The sequence below is a fragment of the Streptococcus salivarius genome (assembly GCF_000785515.1).
Taxonomy (GTDB): Bacteria; Bacillota; Bacilli; order Lactobacillales; family Streptococcaceae; genus Streptococcus; species Streptococcus salivarius.
The window spans coordinates 269,281-292,981 of the sequence record NZ_CP009913.1 but is presented as its reverse complement, the minus strand read 5'-3'; the positions used below and the strand labels follow the sequence as shown (position 1 = coordinate 292,981).

22 protein-coding genes, 1 other RNA gene and 1 pseudogene are annotated in these 23,701 nt (G+C 40.7%); 5 read left to right on the top strand and 19 right to left on the bottom strand.

Annotated elements, in window-relative coordinates; genetic code table 11:
* Positions 1-35: 35 nt before the first annotated feature.
* The 5 genes from SSAL8618_RS01525 to SSAL8618_RS01510 form a co-directional block, all read right to left on the bottom strand.
* On the bottom strand, positions 36-2,039 hold the full coding sequence (locus tag SSAL8618_RS01525; RefSeq protein WP_038675257.1) for a cell division site-positioning protein MapZ family protein: 2,004 nt from the start codon (positions 2,037-2,039) through the stop codon (positions 36-38).
* Positions 2,040-2,041: 2 nt separating this feature from the next.
* The gene (locus SSAL8618_RS01520; protein WP_038676955.1) at positions 2,042-3,208 is read right to left on the bottom strand and encodes a THUMP domain-containing class I SAM-dependent RNA methyltransferase; all 1,167 of its coding nucleotides are present in this window, start codon (positions 3,206-3,208) and stop codon (positions 2,042-2,044) included.
* 150 nt (positions 3,209-3,358) lie between these two features.
* Positions 3,359-3,726, bottom strand: an RNA gene (gene rnpB, locus SSAL8618_RS10290) — RNase P RNA component class B.
* A gap of 14 nt (positions 3,727-3,740) precedes the next feature.
* Positions 3,741-4,073 carry a cell division regulator GpsB gene (gene gpsB / locus SSAL8618_RS01515; protein WP_002883687.1) on the bottom strand — a complete coding sequence of 111 codons (333 nt, stop codon included), beginning with the start codon at positions 4,071-4,073 and terminating at the stop codon, positions 3,741-3,743.
* Positions 4,074-4,182: 109 nt separating this feature from the next.
* Entirely contained in the window at positions 4,183-4,698 is a 516-nt protein-coding gene (locus tag SSAL8618_RS01510) for an SLOG family protein (protein ID WP_002883685.1), read from the bottom strand.
* Positions 4,699-4,774: 76 nt separating this feature from the next.
* Here SSAL8618_RS01510 and recU point away from each other — a divergent pair, with 76 nt between their 5' ends.
* Entirely contained in the window at positions 4,775-5,371 is a 597-nt protein-coding gene (gene recU, locus SSAL8618_RS01505; protein ID WP_038675254.1) for a Holliday junction resolvase RecU, read from the top strand.
* Positions 5,371-7,662 carry a penicillin-binding protein PBP1A gene (gene pbp1a / locus SSAL8618_RS01500; protein ID WP_038675252.1) on the top strand — a complete coding sequence of 764 codons (2,292 nt, stop codon included), beginning with the start codon at positions 5,371-5,373 and terminating at the stop codon, positions 7,660-7,662. The genes recU and pbp1a overlap by 1 nt, the downstream gene beginning before the upstream one ends.
* A gap of 106 nt (positions 7,663-7,768) precedes the next feature.
* Here pbp1a and pepC read toward each other — a convergent pair whose 3' ends face one another.
* The 11 genes from pepC to SSAL8618_RS01445 form a co-directional block, all read right to left on the bottom strand.
* Entirely contained in the window at positions 7,769-9,106 is a 1,338-nt protein-coding gene (gene pepC, locus SSAL8618_RS01495) for an aminopeptidase C (protein ID WP_022495780.1), read from the bottom strand.
* A 101-nt stretch (positions 9,107-9,207) separates the two neighbouring features.
* A complete protein-coding gene (locus SSAL8618_RS01490) occupies positions 9,208-9,651 on the bottom strand; it encodes a DUF805 domain-containing protein (RefSeq protein WP_038675249.1) in 444 nt (147 codons plus the stop codon).
* Positions 9,652-9,666: 15 nt separating this feature from the next.
* The gene (gene nadE, locus SSAL8618_RS01485) at positions 9,667-10,488 is read right to left on the bottom strand and encodes an NAD(+) synthase (RefSeq protein WP_038675247.1); all 822 of its coding nucleotides are present in this window, start codon (positions 10,486-10,488) and stop codon (positions 9,667-9,669) included.
* Positions 10,489-10,499: 11 nt separating this feature from the next.
* Positions 10,500-11,954, bottom strand: a complete 1,455-nt coding sequence (locus SSAL8618_RS01480) for a nicotinate phosphoribosyltransferase (RefSeq protein ID WP_038675246.1) — start codon at positions 11,952-11,954, stop codon at positions 10,500-10,502.
* 184 nt (positions 11,955-12,138) lie between these two features.
* Positions 12,139-13,440, bottom strand: a complete 1,302-nt coding sequence (locus SSAL8618_RS01475) for an ABC transporter permease (RefSeq protein WP_072903622.1) — start codon at positions 13,438-13,440, stop codon at positions 12,139-12,141.
* Positions 13,409-14,092, bottom strand: a complete 684-nt coding sequence (locus SSAL8618_RS01470) for an ABC transporter ATP-binding protein (protein ID WP_038675243.1) — start codon at positions 14,090-14,092, stop codon at positions 13,409-13,411. The genes SSAL8618_RS01475 and SSAL8618_RS01470 overlap by 32 nt, the downstream gene beginning before the upstream one ends.
* A gap of 211 nt (positions 14,093-14,303) precedes the next feature.
* A complete protein-coding gene (locus tag SSAL8618_RS01465; protein WP_038675241.1) occupies positions 14,304-15,014 on the bottom strand; it encodes a MerR family transcriptional regulator in 711 nt (236 codons plus the stop codon).
* Between the two features lie 81 nt (positions 15,015-15,095).
* A complete protein-coding gene (locus SSAL8618_RS01460) occupies positions 15,096-15,527 on the bottom strand; it encodes a DUF3021 family protein (RefSeq protein ID WP_038675239.1) in 432 nt (143 codons plus the stop codon).
* A 9-nt stretch (positions 15,528-15,536) separates the two neighbouring features.
* Positions 15,537-15,992: a LytTR family DNA-binding domain-containing protein gene (locus SSAL8618_RS01455; RefSeq protein WP_038675237.1), complete on the bottom strand. Its 456-nt coding sequence runs from the start codon at positions 15,990-15,992 to the stop codon at positions 15,537-15,539.
* A gap of 18 nt (positions 15,993-16,010) precedes the next feature.
* Entirely contained in the window at positions 16,011-16,853 is an 843-nt protein-coding gene (locus tag SSAL8618_RS01450; RefSeq protein ID WP_038675235.1) for an ABC transporter permease, read from the bottom strand.
* Complete coding sequence (locus SSAL8618_RS01445; RefSeq protein ID WP_038675233.1) at positions 16,853-17,719, bottom strand: ABC transporter ATP-binding protein; 867 nt, start codon at positions 17,717-17,719, stop codon at positions 16,853-16,855. Before SSAL8618_RS01445 ends, SSAL8618_RS01450 begins: the two co-directional genes overlap by 1 nt.
* Before the next feature lie 100 nt (positions 17,720-17,819).
* On the opposite strand from SSAL8618_RS01445, the pseudogene SSAL8618_RS10910 reads away from it, so the two are divergent.
* Positions 17,820-17,972 (top strand): annotated as a pseudogene (locus SSAL8618_RS10910) (YciI family protein); the annotation flags it as partial.
* Positions 17,973-18,065: 93 nt separating this feature from the next.
* On the opposite strand, the gene SSAL8618_RS01440 reads toward SSAL8618_RS10910, so the two are convergent.
* Entirely contained in the window at positions 18,066-18,479 is a 414-nt protein-coding gene (locus SSAL8618_RS01440) for a YjdF family protein (protein ID WP_022496572.1), read from the bottom strand.
* 174 nt (positions 18,480-18,653) lie between these two features.
* Complete coding sequence (leuS, locus tag SSAL8618_RS01435) at positions 18,654-21,155, bottom strand: leucine--tRNA ligase (protein WP_038675231.1); 2,502 nt, start codon at positions 21,153-21,155, stop codon at positions 18,654-18,656.
* 193 nt (positions 21,156-21,348) lie between these two features.
* Between leuS and SSAL8618_RS01430 the strand changes: the two genes are divergently transcribed.
* Both SSAL8618_RS01430 and SSAL8618_RS01425 read left to right on the top strand, forming a co-directional pair.
* Entirely contained in the window at positions 21,349-22,116 is a 768-nt protein-coding gene (locus tag SSAL8618_RS01430; protein WP_037610690.1) for a DeoR/GlpR family DNA-binding transcription regulator, read from the top strand.
* Positions 22,109-22,918: a Cof-type HAD-IIB family hydrolase gene (locus tag SSAL8618_RS01425; RefSeq protein WP_038675228.1), complete on the top strand. Its 810-nt coding sequence runs from the start codon at positions 22,109-22,111 to the stop codon at positions 22,916-22,918. The genes SSAL8618_RS01430 and SSAL8618_RS01425 overlap by 8 nt, the downstream gene beginning before the upstream one ends.
* 198 nt (positions 22,919-23,116) lie before the next feature.
* On the opposite strand, the gene SSAL8618_RS01420 is transcribed toward SSAL8618_RS01425, so the two are convergent.
* On the bottom strand, positions 23,117-23,605 hold the full coding sequence (locus SSAL8618_RS01420; RefSeq protein WP_038676951.1) for a phosphatase PAP2 family protein: 489 nt from the start codon (positions 23,603-23,605) through the stop codon (positions 23,117-23,119).
* Positions 23,606-23,701 lie beyond the last annotated feature (96 nt).

The following is a 23,701-nucleotide window of genomic DNA, read 5'->3' as shown; positions in this document are numbered from 1 at the left end:
AAAAAACACTCCCTAGGGAGTGTCGCAGATTATTATTAATAATCAAGTTTATCTGAGTGACCTGAACCATTACCAACATAGTAACCTGTCTTACAGTTGATACTGAAGAGGTAAGTTCCATCTGGAAGGTACAAGTTGTAGTAACCATTACCATTAATGATGTTAACTGGCTCAAGGATGAAGTTATCTCCTGAGAAGTAACCACGTGAGTGTGATTCATTGATGATCTTATCAAGAACACCGTCAGCCCAAGTCCAAGCTGGGTTACTTGTATCTGCTACTACGTTTGCATTATAAGGCACACGTGAGCGGTCACGTTGAAGGATTGATGGGTTATAATTTGTGATTCCGCGTGTTACAACTGTTGAAGCTGCAGCTGAGCCACCAGTAGTTCCTCCAGTCGCACCAGTTGAACCTGTTGAACCTGCTGAGTTAGCTGCTCCATTTTGCGCTCCAGATGTATTTGACGCAGCCGCACCACCACCAGTAGAAGCTGCTCCAGACGTGTTATCACCTGAAGGTGCAGCAGGACTAGCAGTATTGGCGCTATCAGCAGCTGTCGCTGCAGATGTTGCGCTCGCAGCCTTAGCTTTTTCTTCAAGCTGAGTCTTACCACCCTTAATAGCTTCTTGGATAGTGCTATCAAGACTCGCATTCCCAGTTGTTGTTACGCTTTCTGGAAGATTATTAAAGTTAGCATCTGATTTAACAGCGATAGAGGCATTATAGCTACCATCTACAAGAGCATCTGACTCAAACTGACTGTTAATCTTTTGTACAGCTTCAATTTGTTTCTTCAAGTTATCATATTTTTTCTTAGCTGCATCATAATACTTGGTTTTCTCCAATTTCTTGAGCAGTTTTTCCAAATCTGATAGCTTACCAAATTGATCATTAGCGAGTTTTGTTTGCTCGTCATCTGTGAAGAAATTCTTATACATTTCTTCGAAGGCCTTATTATCAGCAGCTGCCGTGTCCTTGCTTGATGATGATGTCACTGCTGAAGAAGCTGTGCTTGTTGTTTTTGCCGATTGGCTATGTGTTCCTTTATAAAGAGCATAGCTACCACCAATAATAGCTAAAGCAAGAACTGCTAGAGCACCGATAACAACACCTTTACGACGGTAAACTGGAATATCACCATCAAAGGCACTCTTATGCGATGGAGAAATAGACTCTGAAGAGATTCTGTCTTCTGCAGATGGGCGATTAACTGCCATAGACACTTTTGGTGTTGTCTTTTCTTCGTCAGCTTTTGCTCCAGTTACCCCTGCCACTGTTGATGCAATAGCTGCCAAGTCAATAGTATCTGAAATAGCAACATCATCCAACAAAGGTTTTGAAGCTTGTGGCTCAGTATCGTCAATATTGGCAACAACAGGATTTTGTGGTTCTGGATCATCGATGTTAGCAATCAAAGGATTGTTATCATCAATATTATCTACCAATGCATCGTTATAGGCTGGCGTTGGCTGATTAGTTGAAGTAGCTGAATCTGCAAGTGCATCACCAAGGTCAAATTTTTCTGTTTCTGACGTGATGAAACGATCAGCATTCGTTGACGTAATGATAACTTCAGAACTTTGACTTTCTGGTTCTGCAATAACCTCAGGTTCAACAGGAGCATTTGGTAACTGCTTGTCAATATGAGATTGAGTTTCATCAGCCTTGTTATCTGTAGCACCAAAACCAAATGTGACTGGTGTTACTTCTTCAGTAGCTGCTGTTGAGTTGATTGACTCATTAGCCATTGATTGACCAATCAAACCTGAATCTGCAAACTCCTGACGTTGCTTTTGAATAAAAGCATCCAAAGGTGATGTGTCGCCATCAGCTTCAATTTTCTTTGAAAATTTTTGTGAGGCAACTTCTTCGCGGTGTTGCTTGATATACTTATCCAAAATGCTATCTGTTTCTGTTACACCAGCATTAATCTCAGCTTCTTTGCGGACAGCCTCACCGACTGTCATTTCCTTGGCATCCTGGAAATCTAGCTCTTGGCTACCTTCATAGCCATTTTGTGTTTTATCTTCTGACACGTTTAATTTACCTTTCTAGCCTCAGAACGGCGAACACGCTCACCAAAATATTGATACAAATCAACACGGAGTGTCCCGTTATAAAGCTTACGTTTTTTATCGGCTTTCATACCGTATTTGCTTTCAAATTGTTCATCGCTGGTCAAGATAAACTTGCTCCAAGTTTTAAGTGGCGCAAAAGTTTGACCCATTTCATTATACAAGATATCCACAGCCTTGTCATCCAACAAACGCTCACCATAAGGAGGGTTTGAAATAATGACACCATTGATTTTATCTGTTTTCAGGTCCTGTAAACGCATTTGTTTCAATTTAATAACATCTTCAAGACCTGCCTCACGAGCATTGGCTTTTGCAATCTCAACCATACGGCCATCAATATCACAACCCATAATATCTAATTCAATATCATAATTCGCCTTGCTATCTGCTTCATCACGTACCAACTGTACTAAATCTTTATCCACCCAATTCCATGCTTCAAAGGCAAAATCACGATTAAATCCTGGCGCAATATTCATACCAATCATTGCAGCCTCAATACAGAAGGTCCCTGAACCACAAGTTGGGTCAATCAACGGTTTATCCGGATACCAGTTACTAAGTTCAAGAATAGCAGCCGCCATATTTTCTTTAATCGGTGCCCCACCTTTATCAGTACGGTAGCCACGCTTAAAGAGACTAGCACCTGTGGTATCAATCAAAACGGTAGCCTTATCCTTTAAAATAGAGACTTCAATCTTAAATTCCGCTCCTGTTTCTTGAAGAGGCACTCCTTCTGGACGGTGGAAATACTTCTGCAATTTCTTCACGACAGCTTTTTTGGAAATTGCCTGAACAGATGGCTCATTATGAAGCTTTGATTTCACACATTTAGCTTTAGAAATTGGGAACTTTGCACCTAGCGGAAGATAATTTTCCCAGTCTAAGGCAAAAACTCCCTGAAAGAGTTCCTCAAAGGTACGTGCTGGAAATTCACCCACTACAATCTTGATACGGTCTGCTGCTCTCAACCAAAGGTTAGTTTCCGCTATTGCACGAACATCGCCTTGGAAACTCACCTTACCATTTTCAACCTGAGTGTCATAACCTAACTCACGCAATTCACGTCCAACCACAGCCTCAAGACCTGCTGCAGCAGTTGCTACTAATGTAAATGTTTCTTTCATTGTCATCCTTTTATCTCATTGTTACGAGTACAAACTTTTTTTAACTGGTGGCTTATTTTTCCACTCTTTTCTTTAGATATAGTTATAAAAGAGAGAATTCTCGCTAAAAGAAGGCTGAGACATGTGTCCCAGCCTCACCTATATGCAATTTTCTATAAGCCATGTTTTGTTCCAGAAGTGACTAGGTACCACTTCCTTCGATAATCATCTGTCTACTGCAAAGCAGTCAGGATGGTCCGTTCGTTTCCAGCCATCCCATGCCCCTACCAAAGTTTGGGTTGCTAGCTTGAGGGGTTTACCGCGTTCCACTTTTTAGGTTTCCCTAAAAACTCCGTCACTGTGGCACTTTCAGAGCTACTAAAACCTATCCGAAGACTTAGCCAGTTCACTCGCCGTAACTTGAAAATCAAGTCCCTAGGCTTATTAATTCACCTAGCACAAACACTACTGGCATCACAGCCAGTGCTAGCATGGACTTTCCTCATGGAAGACTAGCAACCATGCGATTATCCAAAAATTGCACAAACCAGTTTTATTCGACGATTTGTTTTCCAAAGACCTCTTTTTCCAAACGACTGATACGTTTTAAGATATCATAGTTTGAAGCCGAAGCAACATTGGCATTCGCACGTGATGGCTCACTTGTCGCGCTTGCGTATGCTGGGCGACTTGCAGGAGCTGAAGAAGTTTTAGCCTTAAGTTTTGCATTTTCTTCTTGCAATTCCTTAACTAGAGCAATATAGACACCGTAATCTTTGATTACATCATCTAAAAACTCATCAACTTCTTTTTTATCGTAGCCACGCATGCTTGTTTTAAATTCTTGTTCGTAGATTTTCTTGGGCGTTAAATTAATCTTAGCCATTTTTATTCTCCAATACTTGTCTTATCTAACTTACTAATACTTTACTGTCTAATATTTTTATGATACAGAAAAAAAATATAAAAATGCAAGTTTAAAACTCAATTATATCCTATTCCGACATGACCTCATTGAGGTCATCAAAAGTCAGTCGAAATACGGGATAATCCCTTGCTTCTATCATCATACCGTAAAAATATTTCAGATTTGTTTCATTTTCAGGTTCATAAAATAAATAAGCCTGATCTGTATTGTCAATGAGAAACTGATTAAATTGTTTAAACTGGGCTGGAGATTGGTAAGCGGGAAAGCTATACTTGACAAAATCAACCTGCTTAAAGGCTGCCAGTTTTGTTTGATTCGCTTCATTCCAATTCTGACCATGCGTTTCAAAAGGAAAGAGTGTCGCTAACTTCAAAGGATAGTCTTGCTGAAGTTCTTTGGCCACTTCTAGTGCCCAAAATTCAAAACCGAGGTTGCCGGTAAAAATCATCCAATCCACACCATCATCCAAGAAACGCTTAAAATCACGTTTAATTGCTTTCTTGATAATAGTTACTTTAGGGTCCTTGTCTTTAAAAATACCGAGTTCAAAGCTCTTATAACCAGTTACCAGTAGTGATGTCATTTATTGTTTTCCTCGTTCATTTTATGGTATAATAAAATAGTCTTTATGCATATCTTATAAAGAAGAAGGGAAAGAAATGGTAAACTATCCCCATCAGATATCTCGTAAGATAGCACAAGTACGTCCTAAAAAATCAAATAGAGTTGACTTTGCCAATCGGGGTATGAGCTTTGAATCTGCTATTAACGCGACTAATGATTACTATTTGTCGCGTGGTTTAGCCGTTATTCATAAAAAACCCACTCCTGTTCAAATTGTCAAAGTCGATTATCCCAAACGCTCACGAGCAAAGATTGTAGAAGCTTACTTTAGACAAGCCTCTACTACCGACTACTCTGGTGTTTACAAAGGATACTACATTGATTTTGAAGCCAAAGAGACTCGACAAAAGACATCCATGCCTATGAAAAACTTTCATGCGCATCAAATTGAGCACATGTCTCAGGTCATCAGTCAAGATGGGATCTGCTTCGTGCTACTTCACTTCTCGACGCTTAAGGAAACCTACCTTCTGCCTGCCAAAGACTTGATCGCTTTTTATCAAATTGATAAAGGGTCGAAATCAATGCCTCTTGATTATATCAAAAAAAGAGGCTATGCAATTGCAGAAGCAGCTTATCCTCAAGTTCCTTATTTAGAAATCATTGAAAAATTATTAGGTGGTAACACATAATGGCTAAATTTAATTTCAGCAACTTTAAAGAATCACTTAACGGTTTGACTAAACGTGCTAAAAACATCAAGGTCAAGCGTTCAGATTCTTCTCGCTATAGCAAAGGAAAACGCTCTGCCGCTTCAGACCAAAGTTTGGGCTGGCGTATTGCAAAATACGGATTTATTGGACTGCTCACTTTCTTTGTAGTCTGTGTCATCGCTGGTGGTAGCCTCTTTGCCTACTATGTTAGCAGTGTCCCAAAACTTACCGAGAACAAACTGCAATCAACAAACTCAAGTAAGATTTACGACGCTAACGGTAGTCTTATTGCCGACTTGGGAGCTGAGAAGCGTGAGAGTGCATCAACAGATGAAATTCCAACAACTCTAGTTAATGCCATCACCTCTATTGAGGATAAACGTTTCTTCACACACCGTGGGATTGACGTCTATCGTATCATGGGGGCAGCTATTAACAACCTTCGACGTAGCAGTACCCAAGGGGGGTCTACACTCGACCAACAGTTGATTAAGTTGGCTTACTTCTCAACTAACACTTCTGACCAAACCCTTAAACGTAAGTCGCAAGAAATCTGGTTGTCACTCCAAATGGAGCGTCAATTCACTAAACAAGAAATCTTGACCTTCTATATTAATAAGGTTTATATGGGTAATGGTTACTACGGTATGAAGACTGCAGCCAAATCTTACTTTGGTAAGGACTTGAGCGACCTTTCTGTTGCCCAAGCAGCTCTTCTTGCTGGTATTCCACAAGCACCAACACAATATGACCCTTATGCTAATCCAGATGCTGCCAAAGAGCGTCGTAACACTGTTCTTAGTGAAATGTATGAAGACAAAAACATTTCTAAAGAAGAGTACGAACAAGCTAAAGCAACTGATGTATCAGATGGACTTCTTCCACTTACGAAGAAAGCTAGCTATGAGCTATACTTAGATAACTACATCAAACAAGTTATTGAACAAGTATCTACTGATGCCAATGCTGATATCTACTCAGCAGGTCTCGACGTCTACACTAACCTTAACCCAGATATTCAAAAATATATCTGGAACGTCTATAATACTAACGACTACGTATACTATCCAAACGATAGTCTCCAAGTTGCTTCTACTATTATTGATGTTACTAATGGTCGTGTCGTTGCCCAATTGGGATCACGTCACCAAGACGAAAACGTTGCACTTGGTACCAACCAAGCTGTTCAAACAGACCGTGACTGGGGTTCTACAATGAAACCAATCACTGACTATGCTCCTGCTATTGAAAAAGGTGTTTATACAAACACTGGTACGACTGTTTACGATAATCCTTACAATTTCCCAGGTTCTTCAACACCAGTTTACAACTGGGATCGTAAGTATTACGGAAGTATTTCATTGACTTATGCGCTTCAACAGTCACGTAACGTTACAGCCGTTAAAGCTCTCCAAGCTGCTGGTTTGGAATATGCACAATCCTTCTTGAAAGATTTGGGTATCGAGTATCCAGAAATGTACTACTCAAATGCCATCTCATCTTCAACATCATCATCAGATTCTAAGTATGGTGCATCAAGTGAGAAGATGGCCGCAGCTTATGCAGCCTTTGCAAATGGTGGTACTTACTATAAACCATCTTACATTAAATCAATCAAGTTTGAAGACGGTTCAACTAAATCATTTGATTCTAAAGGTGTCGAAGCCATGTCACCACAAACAGCCTACATGATGTCAAGTATGTTGAAACAAGTATTGACAGGTGGTACAGCAACTGAAGCTTATGTTCCTGGTACAATCAATGCTGGTAAGACTGGTACATCTAACTACGGTGACGATGAGTACTATAAAGTACAAAAAGAAAGTGGTGTCTATGCTGACCTTATGGTTCCGGATGAAACTTTCGTTGGTTACAATACTAAGTATGCAATGGCGATTTGGACAGGTTACAAGAACCGTAAAACACCACTTTATGGTTCAGACCTTGATATCGCTAAACAAATCTATGGTGTAACAAGTAGCTATCTTAACCAGATGTATGGTGCGGGTTCTGAAGATTTCGATATGCCTAGCGGTGTTTATAATAATGGTAGCTATGTCTTCCTTACTGGTTCTTCAACATCAAATGTTTACTCTGGATCACTTGGAACATCTAGCTCATCATCAAGTTGGGACTCAAGCCAAAGCAGTGACTCATCAAGTTCACAAGATAGTCAACAGTACGGGCCTGATGCTTCAACAAATCCATCGACATCAGCCTCTAATGGCTCTGAACATTCAAATTCAAACACTGCTACAGCAGAAGAATAAGAACTAAAAAGGGTTATCCGAATGGATAACTCTTTTTTTACCGATAAATTTTAAAGAAGCTATGAAAAACCACTGGAATCATTTTCCAGTGGTTTCATCTATTGTCTTATTTTGAAGCAAGGGCTCCCATTGGATCCCAAGGAGCAAGTACTTGTGGCTCTGCTTCATAGGCTGCTAATTCTTCAGCTGTAAGGAAGTCTTTACGAACAACGATTTGATAAGTGTATTCATCCATCCAGGCATCAGAAGCGACAAAGTAACCTTTTTGTCCAACCTTGTCTCCCCAAGAGTTTTCAACCTTCCATTTAACAGGTTTGCCATCAGCATCCAAATCAACCCCAGTCAATACCATAGCATGAGTCATGAGAGATTCACTGTAGTCCAAACGTCCTGCCTTGTCTTGAGTCAAGTTAATATCCATGCTAGCTGTAAAGTCATAAACATTAGTTGCAAGAATACCTTTTTGGCGGTCTGAAACTTGACCAACATCTGAACCAAACCAAACAGTCTCTCCAGCCTTCATCTGTGCAATGGCAAGCTCTTTGAAACGATCCATTGGGAGGTTAATATAACGCACACTTGGCGCACCTACAACATTACCCAACATCTCAACAGTATAAGATTTTCCGTAAGGTTTATCAGCTGTTGGAGCGTTGATAACTGACACATAATCACTAAGTTTAAGACCCACATATTTTTCAAAGAAAGCTTGTGGTGTGATATTTTTCTCAGATTGATAGTTGTCATCTTTATCTCGGTAGGCAAAATCAAACTGACGTGGTGGTAAACCAAGAGTCATGGCAAGATAATTGAAAATTTCTTGAAGATGTTCTTCCTTCTTGGCCTGAACAGCAGCTGGATCAGCACCTCCAGCAATCAAGTCACGTAAAATTTGAGCATCTTGACGAAGAAGCTTATTGAGGTATTGATTAAGCTCACGACTATTGCTTGAAGCTACAGATTCTGGATAAACTGATTTTGGTACAACACCATATTTTTCAAAAAGTGATACGACCATATCCCATTGTCCACCATCTTGTTGTGGGGTATCCAAAAGGAATTTAACCTTACGACTGCCAATCTCTTGATCTGCTGTAGCAATGATTTGCTCCAAGAACCAGTTTGATTTTTCATACTTGTCCCAGAAGAAGGTGTGGGCTTGAGAAAGCTCGAAACTTTCCAATTTGAAGTCTGAGATTAATTTATGACGGAAAGTATTTAGTGCCGCAAACATCCAGCAACGTCCTGAAGCTTTTTGGTTAGACACCTCATCTTTAGTTAAATCGATTGAGAAAACATGGTCATTCTCAACTTCTGATTGACGTGTTTCGATGGATTTGAGCAAGCCATTGTGAGTTACAGCATTCTCAATAGCACTGTACTTGGCATTGGCCTCATAGTCTGCAAATAGTTTATCTGTGAAATCTGTTGATAGTGAAGTCATAAGATTCCTCCTTTTAAGCCTTATTCCTTTCTATTTTATCACTAATTTCTGAAAATTCAATTTAAAAATAACCCTAGGTAAAACCTAGGGTTATGACAATCTTATTCCACTTTATCAAACTGCGTTTCAGGTGCTGGTTTCGTTGGCTGACACGACATGATAAGGAGGACAATGCTTCCAATCAATGAGAAGATAGCCAAGATTGGTACAAGCCCTATATAACTTAGAAGTACCCAAGCCGGATGAAATCCTGCATCTCTCAAACGACGTATTTGTAGAGACAATTGAGGGATAAGTTCAATTAAGCTAAAAAGCATTAGTGGCCAAGCGTAGGTGATAATTATTTTTTGCAGTTCAGTCGGATTATTCAACAAAGCTGGGTCACTAAGATCAACATTACTGAAGAAAGGAATAAGAACACAAAAAACAGTAAGAATAGTAATAATAATGACATTAACCAAGTAAGCCCACCAGTAGTCTGGACGAGTTGAACGGCCTCTAAAGTCAAAGGCACGCTTCCAAAAATCAATATAAGCTTTGATCATAACTCATTTCTCCTCTTATTTCCAAAAATCATCAAAAATGGTGATCGGCAAGTGACGTTTGTGTTGACCTTTACGCCACCAAGACTCAATCGTTTCCTGAGCTTTGGCTGAGACTTCCTTGCCTTCAAGGTAGTCATCAATTTCACGATAGGTCACTCCAAGTGCCACTTCATCAGCGATTCCTGGTTTGTCCTCTTCCAAGTCAGCTGTTGGCACTTTTTCATAAAGGGCCTTGTCCGCACCAAGTTCTGCAAGAAGGGCTGCACCTTGACGTTTGTTTAGACGAAAGAGTGGCAAGATATCCGCACCACCATCACCAAATTTTGTGAAGAAGCCTGTAAGGTTTTCAGCGGCGTGGTCTGTCCCAATAACTGCCCCACTATTTTCACCAGCAACCGCATATTGGGTTATCATACGTTGGCGGGCCTTGATATTTCCCTTGTTGAAGTCGGAAACGGTGACACCTGCCTTGGCAAGTTCAGCAACCTGACCATCTACAGCTTCTTTGATATTAACAGCAAGACTCACATCTGGCTTGATAAAAGCAAGAGCACGTTGGGCATCATCTTCATCTGCTTGGACACCATATGGTAAACGAATGGCAATAAACTGATAGTCTTTTCCTGTCTCTGCACGGAGCTCTTCAACCGCAAGTTGTGCCAGACGGCCAGCCAATGTAGAATCTTGACCTCCTGAAATTCCCAAAACATATGTTTTAAGGAATGGATGTTTGAGCATATAGGCCTTCAAAAAATCAACGGATTTTCGAATCTCTTCCTTTGGATCAATGCTAGGTTTAACACCTAGTTGAGCAATAATAGTTTCTTGCAAAGTCATAATTTCTCCTTTTACTCTGACAAGTCATGGGCTTTCTTACGGACATTATCAATCAAGGTCATCTTGTTATCCCAGACATCTTTAGCCAAGTCAACTGGATAATCTTGAGGGTTAAGCACACGCTTGTACTCATTCCAAAGTTCGTCCAATTCCTTAGTCGCATAAGCCTTGATTTCATCAAGACTTGGTAAGTCATAGATCAGTTGCCCCTTGTCGTAGATTGGGACCAAGAGTGGCACTGCATCAAAATCACGAACAGTCTTATTGATGTAGGTATATGTTGGGTGGAACATATTAATTTCATCTAAAGCATTAACATCCGTATCTGCGAAAGTGATATAGTCACCTTCTGATTTGCCCTTAGCACGACTCGTAATACGCCACACTTGTTTCTTACCTGGTGTCGAAACCTTCTCAGCATTATTGGACAATTTGATAGTATCATGCATGACTCCCTGATCATCTTCCATTGAGACAATCTTGTAGACAGCCCCTAAGGCCGGTTGGTCATAGGCAGTGATGAGCTTAGTACCTACTCCCCAAACATCAATCTTGGCCTTCTGCATCTTCAAGTTAAGGATAGTATTTTCATCAAGGTCGTTTGAAGCGTAAATCTTGGCATCAGGGAAACCAGCTGCATCCAGTTGCTTACGGACCTGCTTCGATAGATAAGCCAAGTCACCTGAATCAAGACGAACACCCAAGAAATTAATCTTATCACCTAGCTCTTTAGCGACACGGATAGCATTCGGAACACCAATCTTAAGGGTGTCATAGGTATCTACAAGGAATACACAGTCCTTATGAGTAGATGCATAGGCTTTAAAAGCGTCATAATCATTGCCATAGGCTTGAACAAGAGCATGGGCATGAGTACCAGAAACTGGGATTCCAAAAATCTTGCCGGCACGTACATTTGACGTTGCATCAGCACCACCAATCACGGCTGCACGCGTTCCCCAGATTGCTGCATCCATCTCTTGTGCACGACGTGTCCCAAATTCCAACAGAGGAGCATCCTCAATGACAGAACGAATACGAGCTGCCTTTGTCGCAATAAGAATTTGGTAATTGAGGATATTTAGCAAGGCAGTCTCTATAAGCTGACACTGGGCCAAGGGACCTTCCACTTGAAAAATCGGTTCATTAGCAAATACCAAATCACCCTCAAGTGCTGATTTGATAGTCAACTCGAATTTTAGGTTGGCTAGATAGTCCAGAAAATCCTCAGGATAACCTAAATCTTTTAGATAAGCAATATCAGTTTCTGAGAAGGTCAGATTTTCAAGATAGTTGACAATACGCTCCAGACCTGCGAATACAGCAAAGCCATTTTTAAACGGAAGTTGACGGAAATAAACTTCAAAAACGGCCTTTTTATTGTGAATACCTTGGTTAAAGTAAACCTGCATCATATTGATTTGATACAAGTCAGTGTGCAAGGTTAAACTATCATCTTTATACATGGAACTCCTCCAATCGAATAGGTACTTCTTTTTTTGTTATTAATAGCCTGTATATGCTGACTATTATAGCATTTTTGAGCAATTGTCTCCACTTTTCAGAAAGTTAATTATTGTTTGGATTTTCAGATTTTTCTAATGTTTGTTTTGACAAAAAAGAGTAGCCTGAGGAGACTACTCTTTATTTCTATTCATACCTTAGAGACTCGACAGGGTCCATTTTACTGATTTTACGGGCTGGAAGGTAGGCTGACACATAGCCCATCAAGAGTGAGAAACCAAACATGATGAGAATTGAGGTCAGATTTAGGTCAAACACCTTGCTGACACTTGGGTAGAGATGTGAAACAATCATGTTGGCCAAGCTTCCAATTCCCTGCGATACAAGGAGAGCAAGAGCTAGTGAGATACCCGTAATCCAGAGGGCCTCATAAACAAAGATAGCTTTCACGTCACGATTAAGGTAACCGACGGCCTTCATAACACCAATCTCTTTTGAGCGTTGCATGATGTTAATATAGATGATAATTCCAATCATGACAGCTGAAACTAGGATAGCTTGTGACGAAAGGATAATCAAGAGTGCTTGGATCACACGGATGAATTTAATAATGACATCTAGGATGGCCTGCTGTGAAAGAACCAGATACTTCTTGTTTTTCTGCAATTTTTTAGTGACTTCCTTAGTCTTGGCTGGATCCTTGAGCTCCAAAAGCATGTAAGAGACTGTTTTGGTAAAGCCATTTTCTTTAAGCAATTCTTCCAATTGTTTGGCTGGCATATAGCTATTGCTCTCTTCAGCATCCTCGCTGTCATCAACAATACGGACAATCTTAGTCTTGATATCTGCTACTTTAGTTCCATCAGCAGTATTTTCAACAATCTGAGCTGAAATTTCTTTACCGATAAATTCTTTAGCCTTGAGCTTCTTCCCTGTTTCTTGGTTGTAGCGTTTGACAAAACTCATCGGAAGGGTTAAGCCCTTTTCATCTTCAGATTTAAAAGGCTTCCCAGCTGAAATCTTATCCTTATCATTGCGAGATGTAGAGATTTTTGTGTTCTTGTAAAGACTGATAACCTGAGAATAGTTAGGAAGGTCCTTACTGAAGTCCATGGTCTTGCCATCAAGGGTAAGACTTGCCATGTTCATTCCGAAGGGACTCTCCAAATACTTAATGTCATCACTCTTAATCTGGCTACGAATAAACTTCTCGTCATCCGCATTTAGAACCCCTCTGGCTGCTGATTTAGCACTAAGACTGATCTGAATTTGGGATGGAATGTTGCCACCATCGGTACTGTCATTAATCATACCAACAATAGCATTTCCCAAACCAAAGGAAATTAGGACACCGATAAAACCAATGGAAGTTGCCGTCGCAATCAAAAGATTACGCCACTTACGTTCCATAAAGTTGTTCAATGACAATTTGAGTTTATTCTTGAGGGTCAACCCCTTATTTTTCGATTGTTTCAACGACTTCACCATCCTTCATTTTAATGACAACATCCGCATAATCCGCCACTTCAGGGTTATGGGTTACAATAATCACAGTTTTACCTGCCTCAGCTAGCTCTTTAAAAATTTCGAGAACATTTTCCTGAGACTGAGAATCAAGAGAACCTGTCGGTTCATCAGCCACAATCATTTCCGGATTATTGACTAGGGCACGGGCAATGGCCACACGTTGTTTTTGCCCACCAGAAAGCTGCTTAACATTTTTCTTGATAAAGTCTCCGATTCCAAGACGGCTGAGCTCCCTTTCCGCAATCTTGACCATCTCTTTATCAGTCATATTTTTAACGTAAAGAGGCATCTTGACATTTTCAAGGACTGATTGATGAGGGATAAGATTGAAATTTTGAAAGACAAAGCCAATATGAGCCTTTCTAAAATAGGTCAAGTCACGCTCCGAAAAATCTCGCATGTTTTGATTTTTGAAATAAAGATTTCCTTGATACTGACTATCCAAGCCACTAATAATACTAAGCAGACTGGTCTTACCACAGCCAGATGGACCGTAGATAGCAGTAATCTTTCCTGGTGCAATCTCAAGTGTAACATCGTTCAAAGCGCGCTCTTGGTTCGTACCGTCGAGATTATAGTACTTTGAGATGTGGTCGATGGTTAAAATGGACATGATTTCCTCCGTAAATTTGATTTAGATTAGAATTTGATTAACTCTTCTCCGCTTATCTGCAAGAAAATTTCAAGCAAAATAGCAGAAACACTTAACTAATCGCCTTCTAAAACGATACATTAATTATAAACATTAAATGATTATAAAAATAGTGACATAAATGTCACTATGGCATGAAAAAAGCCAAAGTCTCTAAGACTTTGGCTTTAGTTTATTGACAATAAATACGAATAGCTTCTGCGAGAAAGGCGGCAGTACCTCTTCCTCCGACTTTATCGATAAAACTAGAAAAGCGATTATCTGTTTGATACATCTGACCTAGACCAACTAATACCGTTTGGTCACATGGATAAAAATGCTGACTAATATAATCTTGTAACGCCTTTACTTGCTCCTGAACACTATCATCACCAGGATTATACTCCTTGAGCTGTCCAAAGGTAGACATGATTGCAGTCATCTCTTTTGTAACTTCAGGGAAGGACTCCTCTCCCTTAGCCACAAAAGCTTGATAAGCTTCTGTCTGACCCCATCTAGCCTGAGCTTCTTCCTGAAAGGCTTCTACAGCTTTTTGATCAAATGCTTCAAATGACATTTCTTCTTCCTCCATTTGTAAGGCCTTGGCATGAGCTATGACGGCTTCCAACCGGGACTTTTTCAGCTCTAAGAGCTTAATCTGATCTCTAAGCGCTTGAACTTTGTCATAACCTGGTTGACCTACGATTTCCTTAATTTTTTTGAGAGGAAAGTCTAACTCACGGTAAAGCAATATTTCCTGCAAACGGACAACCGCATCGCGATTATAGTAACGGTAACCATTTTCAGCCACAACTGACGGTTTCAGCAAATCAATTTCGTCATAATAATGAAGGGTGCGCACACTGACACCTGATAGTTGGCTCACTTCTTTTACAGATTTCATTAGAACTCCTCTCTGATTAAGAGTATAGGCTATGACGTGGCGTGAGGGTCAAGAGGAAAAAGAGTATTTTTTTGAAGTTTACTATAATTTATTACTTTTCTTTTTCTGGCTTCGACGATGCAGTAAAGCTTGATTAATACGCTGTGTTCTCATATGCATTTGCCAAATGAGATAAAGCCAGATAATAATATAAACAAAAATGAAAACAATCCAGATAGCAGGGTTCGTTAAAGCTTCATACCAGCCTGATATCAGACAAGTCACTGTAAGTACAATCGCCGTCAACAAGAAATGCAAGATTACTCTAAATCTGTACGACATACGGTCAAGCTCTTCCAAAATCCACGAGAGCATTCCCATTAAGCCACTCATCATAAAGAGGGCTAAAATATTTCCTACACTAACTTTGGGATAGATAAGCTGGGGAATTAATTGACCAAGTAAAAGAAGTGCAAGGTAAAAGAACGACCCCGTTCTCACGCCGGATACAAAATAAGCAATTAAACGTTTCATTGGTTCCTCCTACACCCCTAAATAATCCATCAAAGATTTGACATATTTTCGGCTGACACTGGACTTCACTCCACCTGTCATTTTGGCCATCATATTGCCAGAAAAACTATCCGATAGGGATTCCAAATGGTCTATATTCATAACAGCATGACGTGATATCTGTAAAAAACTTCGACGATTGATGCGATGCTGAAAGTTTGTCAGTGTCTCTTTCATCGTATAGGTTTTGTCTATTGTATAAATCGTTAACACATTCTTATCAATTTCAGCTAGGATAATGTCATCAATTTTTACCATAACCAAATGATCATCCGTTTTAATAGGAATCACCACTTGATTTACAACTGAAAATTGTTCGAGGTAATCCATTACCTCTCGTGCTTGATCAGACAATCGCTCTGCTTGGATAACCACACAGGGGTCCTTTGTCGAAATACCTGACTTTTCTTCAAAACGAAGTTTCATTCCTATTCCAACTCTCACTTATTTTTTCTTACTAGACTTTTTCACTAAAACAGCCCAAAGAATGCCTACTAGAAGAATACCTCCTAACACTATAAGGTAAGTATTTTCCTTTGTCAACAACTCTTGCCACTTGAGTTGAACACCCATTTTCTCTTGGAACTCTTGACGAAGATCATCTTGATCTTTAAAGGTCTCACTTAATGTTTCATTCATGAGGACTTGCCGATAAAGTGCAGCAATATAAGTTGCTGGGGTACATTTCATTAGTAGTTGAGCAAAATTAGGTAGAACGCCCAAAGGTACATAAGTCCCTACCAAAAAACCGGAAGCTGTACCCACTATGGTCGCAAACTTTCCAAGACTATCTACTGATTGGAAAAAGTGAACAAAAATGGCATTCACCAAGCTAGAAAGCAGGCTACTAAGCAGCATAATGAGGAGTACTTCAGGTAGTATGGATAGTTTGGGAACTTCTCTAAAATAGCCACACATCAGCACATACATAAGAACCTGCATGGCAAAAGAAATGATGATTGCACTCGCTAGATATGAAAATGGTAACCGCCACTTCCCTTGATCCGATAAATAAAGGTCCTGATCTACTTGATGTTCACGGTCCTTTACTAACTGAGTCAGGGCAGCCAGACTGGTCGTAATCCCTGTCACTGCAAGCGTTCCACTCATTAGCCAATTATTTAACAAAGGACCATTATTGGGGAGCTGAGCCCAAGCATCTGTTAGATTCTTTTGAAGAAAAATAATATAGAGAATAAAGGAAATCAAGGCTCCCAACAAGGAGAAGAAAACCCCTGAACGATTTCTAAAATACAATAAAAAATTCCGCTTTAGTAAGGCTAGCATTAGCGGACCTCCCTTCCTGTAAGTGCAATAAAGGCATCATCCATGGTCCCTGAACGAAACTCAAAATGGGCTAGATTATCTCTAACTTGCGCCAGGTAATCAATGGCTTCCCTTTCACTCTCGGGTTGAAAAACATACTCCAATTGACTTTGTTGCTCTACTGACATTCCCGAAGTTTTGAGACTTTCTATCTGCTGTATCTCCTTGAAGCGAATCTTCAAGATGTTTTTTGCATACTGACTCTTAATATCCAGTGCTGATCCCTGAACAATCACTTTCCCATGGTCCACAATATAAATCAGATCAGCTTCATCTGCTTCGTCAAGATAATGCGTGGTCAGTACAACGGTCATTCCCTCTTCTCTCTGCAATTGATAGAGCAAATCCCAAATAGACTTCCGAGTTTGGATATCTAAACCTGTCGTTGGCTCATCTAAGAACAGAATATCTGGTTGTGAGAGTAGAGCACGCGCAATGTCAACCCGACGCTTTTGGCCACCTGAAAGCGTCCCGTATCTCTGCTTTTGGAAAGTTGATAGCCCTAGCCGACCAATGAGATCAGACACACGATTGGGTTTCAGTCCTTTATACTGTCTGGCACGAATGGCCAGATTTTCCCTAACCGTCAGCATCTCATCTAAAACACTAGTCTGGAAGACCACACCAATTTTAGTACCGGGTTCATAGATGATTTCACCTTTCGTTGGCTGTTTCAAACCAATCAACATGGAAATCGTCGTTGATTTCCCCGCCCCATTTGGTCCTAGAATCGCATTGAACGTTCCCTTTTCAAACTGTAAATGAATATCGTTTACGGCTAGATAATTTCCATATCGTTTGCTTATGTTTTTTGCTTGTAATATCATTTTTCTCTCCTTTTGATAGAATCAGTCTAGCAAAACAGCCGTTTAAAAAACGGCTTTTGGGGATAAGTGGTCAAAATGAGAGTCTAAGTGGCGAGATGGAAGAGCTAAAAATCAGGAAGCTGTTCAAGAAATCATTACACACGATCCATTCTATCAAAATGAGATTGCCCAATATGATGTCATTGAATTTGAGGCAAGTAAGTATTGTCCTGAATTTAAAACTATCATCGGTAAACCTTTTGGCGATAAGTAACTAGATTTGGAAACAGTTAAAATCTATTCTTCAATACTAGTAAAACAGCTCCTTTCTATTTAGAAAAGAGCTGTTTCTTTAAAGAGAAACACATTAATGTCCTTTATGCTTGTCTCTTCGTTTTTGCTGTTTGCGTTCAAATTTCTCTTGTTTGAGCAATTGCTTTTGGACACTAGATTGATGTTTTGAAATCTTTTTCCTTTCCTCGTACTGCAACTGCAATAGTTCTTTCGACTTGGAAGAAACTTTCTGATTTACTTGTTTCTTCACAGCTCGCTGTAATCGTTTAGGATTCTTAATTTTTACATGTTGCTTAGCTGTAGTCTCTGGACTAAAAGATAATTGGGTAAACTGAGTCTGTAAAATCTCTAGAATTTCATCATCTTTTGGCTCCTGACCAAATGTCACACGACAAACTTGATAAGATTCTCGATACACTTGTTCGAACAAACCATGCCAAAATCCATCTTCAAAATAAACTGTCAATCCAATTGAAATTGTTTCCACGACAGCACCTCCTTAACTCTATCCCTAAGAATGGACAACCAAGGAGGAAGGTTACTGATAGGCTTGCCTACGTCTGGACTACCAACCAGAACTGTGTTTTTATCTTAGTTGGAATTATTATAGCATACAGCAATACAAAAAATCCTCCAGAGCTAAGCTCCAAAGGATTTATTTTTATTTTACAACAATATTAACGAGTTTATTAGGTACCGCAATCACTTTCACAATTTCCTTGCCATCAATCTCTGCTTTGACTTTTTCATTAGCAAGAGCGACTTCTTGCAACTCTTCGCGTGAAAGGTCTTTCGCAACCATGAGTTTGGCACGGACTTTACCTTTGATTTGAACGACGATTTCGATTTCGTCTTCAACCAATTTGCTTTCATCCCATGTTGGCCAAGCTACATAAGAGATAGACTCACCTGTTTCTGCGACTGTTTGCCAGAGTTCTTCCGCCAAGTGAGGCGCAAATGGGGCGATCAATTGGATAAAGCCTTTGGCGTAATCCACATAGAGTTTATCTTCCTTGTTGGCAGCATTGACAAAGACCATGAGTTGGGCAATGGCTGTGTTGAATTTCATAGACTCGATTTGCTCAGTAACAGATTTAACGGTTTCGTTATAAACCTTGTCAAGAGCGCCATTGTTTTCCTCAACGATTTCTTTACTTGTAATCAAACGGTAAACACGGTCAAGGAATTTACGGCTTCCTTCCAGACCTTCTTCAGACCAAGCGATTGAAGCATCGAGTGGTCCCATGAACATTTCATAGACACGAAGGGTATCAGCACCGTATTGTTCCACCACATCGTCTGGGTTGACAACGTTCTTGAGGGATTTAGACATCTTGGCTGGTGCTTGCTCCAACTCTTCCCCTGTTTCCACATGGAAGAAGGAACCGTCACGTTTTTCAACCTTATCAGTCGCCACGAGAGCACCACGGTGGTCACGGTAGCTTGTTCCCAAGATCATTCCTTGGTTAAAGAGTTTTTGGAATGGCTCCTTAGTAGGTACAACACCAAGGTCATAGAGGAACTTGTGCCAGAAACGAGCGTAAAGCAAGTGGAGCACGGCGTGTTCTGCACCACCCACATAAATATCGACTGGCAACCATTGTTTAAGAAGGTCCTCATCAGCCAATTTTTCTGTATTATGTGGATCGATATAACGGAGGTAGTACCAGCTTGAACCTGCCCATTGTGGCATAGTATTCGTCTCACGACGACCTTTGACGCCATCTTCACGAGTCACTTCCAGCCAGTCTGTCAAGTTAGCCAATGGGCTTTCACCAGTACCTGAAGGGCGAATGTCCTTGGTTACTGGCAAGACAAGTGGGAGTTCACTTTCTGGAACAGCTGTTGAAGTTCCATCTTCCCAATGAATGATTGGGATTGGTTCACCCCAGTAACGTTGACGGCTAAAGAGCCAGTCACGAAGACGGTAAGTGATTTTTTCTTGACCAAAGCCTTTTTCTTCTAGCCAAGCCACGATTTTAGCAATCGCTTCTTCTTTGTTGAGACCGTTCAAGAAGTCAGAGTTGACGTGAAGGCCATCTTCTGTGTAAGCAGCTTCTTCAACGTTTCCACCTTCCAAGACTTCTACGATTGGAAGGTCAAACTGTTTTGCAAATTCCCAGTCACGCTCATCGTGGGCAGGTACGGCCATAACGGCACCTGTTCCGTAGCTGGCAAGAACATAGTCCGCAATCCAGATTGGGATTTCTTTACCATTGACAGGGTTGATGGCATAAGCACCAGTCCAAACCCCTGTTTTTTCCTTGGCAAGGTCTGTACGAGCCAAGTCTGATTTAAGGCTGGCTTGATGTTTGTAATCAGCTACAGCCTCAGCTTGTTCAGGTGTTGTGATGGCATCTACCAAGTCATGTTCAGGCGCCAAAACAGTGAAGGTCGCACCAAAAAGAGTATCTGGACGAGTCGTAAAGACGGTGAATTCCTTGTCTGTTCCTTTCACCTTGAAAGTGACATTGGCACCAGTTGATTTACCAATCCAGTTGCGTTGCATGTCCTTGATAGACTCTGGCCAGTCAAGGTCATCCAAGTCATTGAGCAAGCGCTCAGCATAGGCAGTGATTTTGAGCATCCATTGGCGCATTGGTTTGCGGACAACTGGATAGCCACCACGCTCAGATGTTCCGTCAGGAAGAACTTCTTCGTTGGCGATAGCTGTTCCCAATTCTTCAACCCAGTTTACTGGCACTTCAGCTTCATAAGCCAAACCTTTTTCGTAAAGCTTAGTGAAAATCCATTGCGTCCACTTGTAGTAGTTTGGATCTGTAGTATTGACTTCACGGTCCCAGTCGTAAGAGAATCCAAGCGCATTGATTTGGCGTTTGAAGTTGGCAATGTTTTCTGCTGTGAATTCTGCTGGGTCATTCCCTGTATCCATAGCGTATTGCTCTGCAGGCAAACCAAAGGCATCCCATCCCATTGGGTGAAGGACATTGTAACCTTGCGCACGTTTGAAACGGCTGAGGATATCTGTCGCTGTGTAGCCTTCTGGGTGTCCTACGTGAAGACCCGCTCCAGATGGATAAGGGAACATGTCAAGCGCATAAAACTTAGGTTTTGAGGCATCTGTTCCTGTCTTAAAAGTGTGATGGTCAGCCCAGTATTTTTGCCACTTAGGCTCGATTTCTTTATGATTGTAAAAACTCATGGTTTCTCTCCAATATTCGTAATGCTTCTATTATAGCATTTTTGAAGGATTTTTAAAGATGATAAGGGAACTTTAAGAGGCAAATTCGCCTGAATCTATTTTGCACTTTTTTCATTCTTTTTAAGTTTTTTTGCGCTTTTATGTAACAAAAAAGCAAAAAGATGCTATACTAGTATCAGAAAGAAGGTGACACATGTATCAAGAACAACGATTAGAGAAAATATTAACACTCTTGGAAGAGCGAGGAAGCCTTTCTGTCAAGGAAATGGTTGACGCATTGGGTGTTTCCAAAGATACCGTCAGAAGAGATTTCGACTGCCTCAGCCAGAGGAATTTGGCTCAGCGTACCCATGGTGGCATTCTTCCAGTTAAAAATACCACTGTTCTTGGCTTCCAAGAACGTCAGGAAGAACTCACTGAAGACAAGAAAAAATTGGCAGACCTAGCGCTTAGCTTTGTCAAAGACCAATCTCTTCTCTTCTTCGATGTCTCTACCTTGATGCTTGAAGTTTCACAAAAATTGACTAAAAGCGTCACTGTCTACTCCCACTCTTTGGACAATGCCTTGGTCCTAAGTGGCAAAGAAGGAATCGATTTTCATCTCTTGGGAGGAAGATTTTACAGCAAAAACCGCTTCTACTATTCGCTTCACGAAACCCAGCTCTTGCAACATCTACAGTTTGACTTAGCCTTCTTCGGAGCGGCTAGTCTCAGTCAAGGAGTGGTTAGCTATGAAGATGAAGAGGACGTTGCTGTCAAACAACTGGCCATGCAAGCTGCTAGAACCAAGATTCTCATTGCTGAATCTGATAAATATGAAAAGCACTCCAAATATATCTTGAGCAAAATTGAAGACTTTGACTACTGGATTACAGATAAAGAACCTGATCCTGATTTGGTCGAGTCTCTTAAAGATAAAGTAACGATTTTATACGATGGAAAGGATAGCGATTATGAGTAATATTCGTTTGATTATCAGTGACATTGATGGCACTATTCTCACTAGTAACCACCAGGTGGATGAGCAACTGATTGAGGTAATGCCAGAGCTTGAAAAGGCAAATATTCCCTTTGTTTTAGCTTCTGCCCGTTCGCCACTAGGGATGCAACCAATTGCTCATAAACTGGGACTTCATGACAATCCCATCGCTTGCTACAACGGTGCCTTAGTACTTGAGGGGGATCGTACTATCATACAACACCCTGTGGATAAAGCTGAAATCCAAGACCTCCTTAACTACTTATCCACAGATTATCCAAGTGTCTCTGTGAATATCTACTCTGGCAAGGACTGGATCACCAACGAACTAGACAAATGGTCTCAGTTGGAAGGAAGTATCACGGGTGAATCTCCTATCATTAAGGAACTGCAAGACACGGTCTCAGACTCAGAACCACCTATCCACAAGCTATTGTTGATTGATGAGCCTGAAGTTATCCAGGACCTCCACCAAAAACTCCTAAGTATGGATTTTCCACAGACAGCCTTCTACTTATCTAAAGATAACTACCTTGAAGTCACTGCCAAACATGTTTCTAAAGAACATGCTCTCCTTGAGCTTTCCAAATATTATGACCTTCCTCTTGAACAAGTCATGACTATCGGAGATAACTTCAACGATAGTCCTATGCTAGCTCTAGCTGGCCTAGGAATTGCTATGGGCAATGCACCTGAAGGGGTTAAGGAAACTGCAAACTTAGTAACTGCTTCAAATGATGAGCATGGTGTCGCTCAAGCTATTAGAAAACATGTCCTAAACTAAGCTAATATCTAATGGTGGGAACAACCTTTAATCGCCAACTCGAATTTTAGAACACATCTTATAACTAAGATAACATTTAGGGTGGGAACAGCTCTTAATTGCCAACTCGAATTTTAGAACAAAAGGAAAGGTGCCCTAGAGGTGCCTTTCCTTTTTCAACGAAAAAAGCCTTCCTCTCTCGAAGAAGACCCAAATTTTCTAAAGATAAAGAAGGAGGCCTACAAGAATCCCAATGGCATAGCCTGCCAAAACATCACTAGGATAGTGGACACCACCTAGCACGCGCAGAAGAGCTAGAGCGCCCGCCAGAAAAAGCATAGCCCCACCTAGCCAGGGGTTAAGCGCCAGTGCCAACATAGCAATGACAGTCGCTGAGAAAACATGCCGACTGGGAAAGGACTTGCCCAGACTGTCCTTCTTAATAAGGGGTTGAATAGCCCAGGTCTGGTATGGACGCGGTCGATTATAGAGGCTACGACCAAGAGAAAGAAGGAAAAAGCCTCCTCCCATAATAAGCACTGTCGTAGAGAGAACAAACCAACCATTCCTTAGCCATACCCAAATAAGAAATATAGGGAAAAGCAGGTAAAAAGTCCTAGTTATAAGCTTGTTCAACCCTTCTAAAACCTTAGCGTAAGAACGCAAAGGAGCGCTAATCCTATCGTAAAATCGTTTGTAATTCATCATCATCCGTTAGAAAAAAGGGAGTGACACAGAACTAAATTTCAGAAATCTAGCTTCTAGCCTCTCCCTCAAGTTTAATGAGATAGTCTTCCAAGGTTG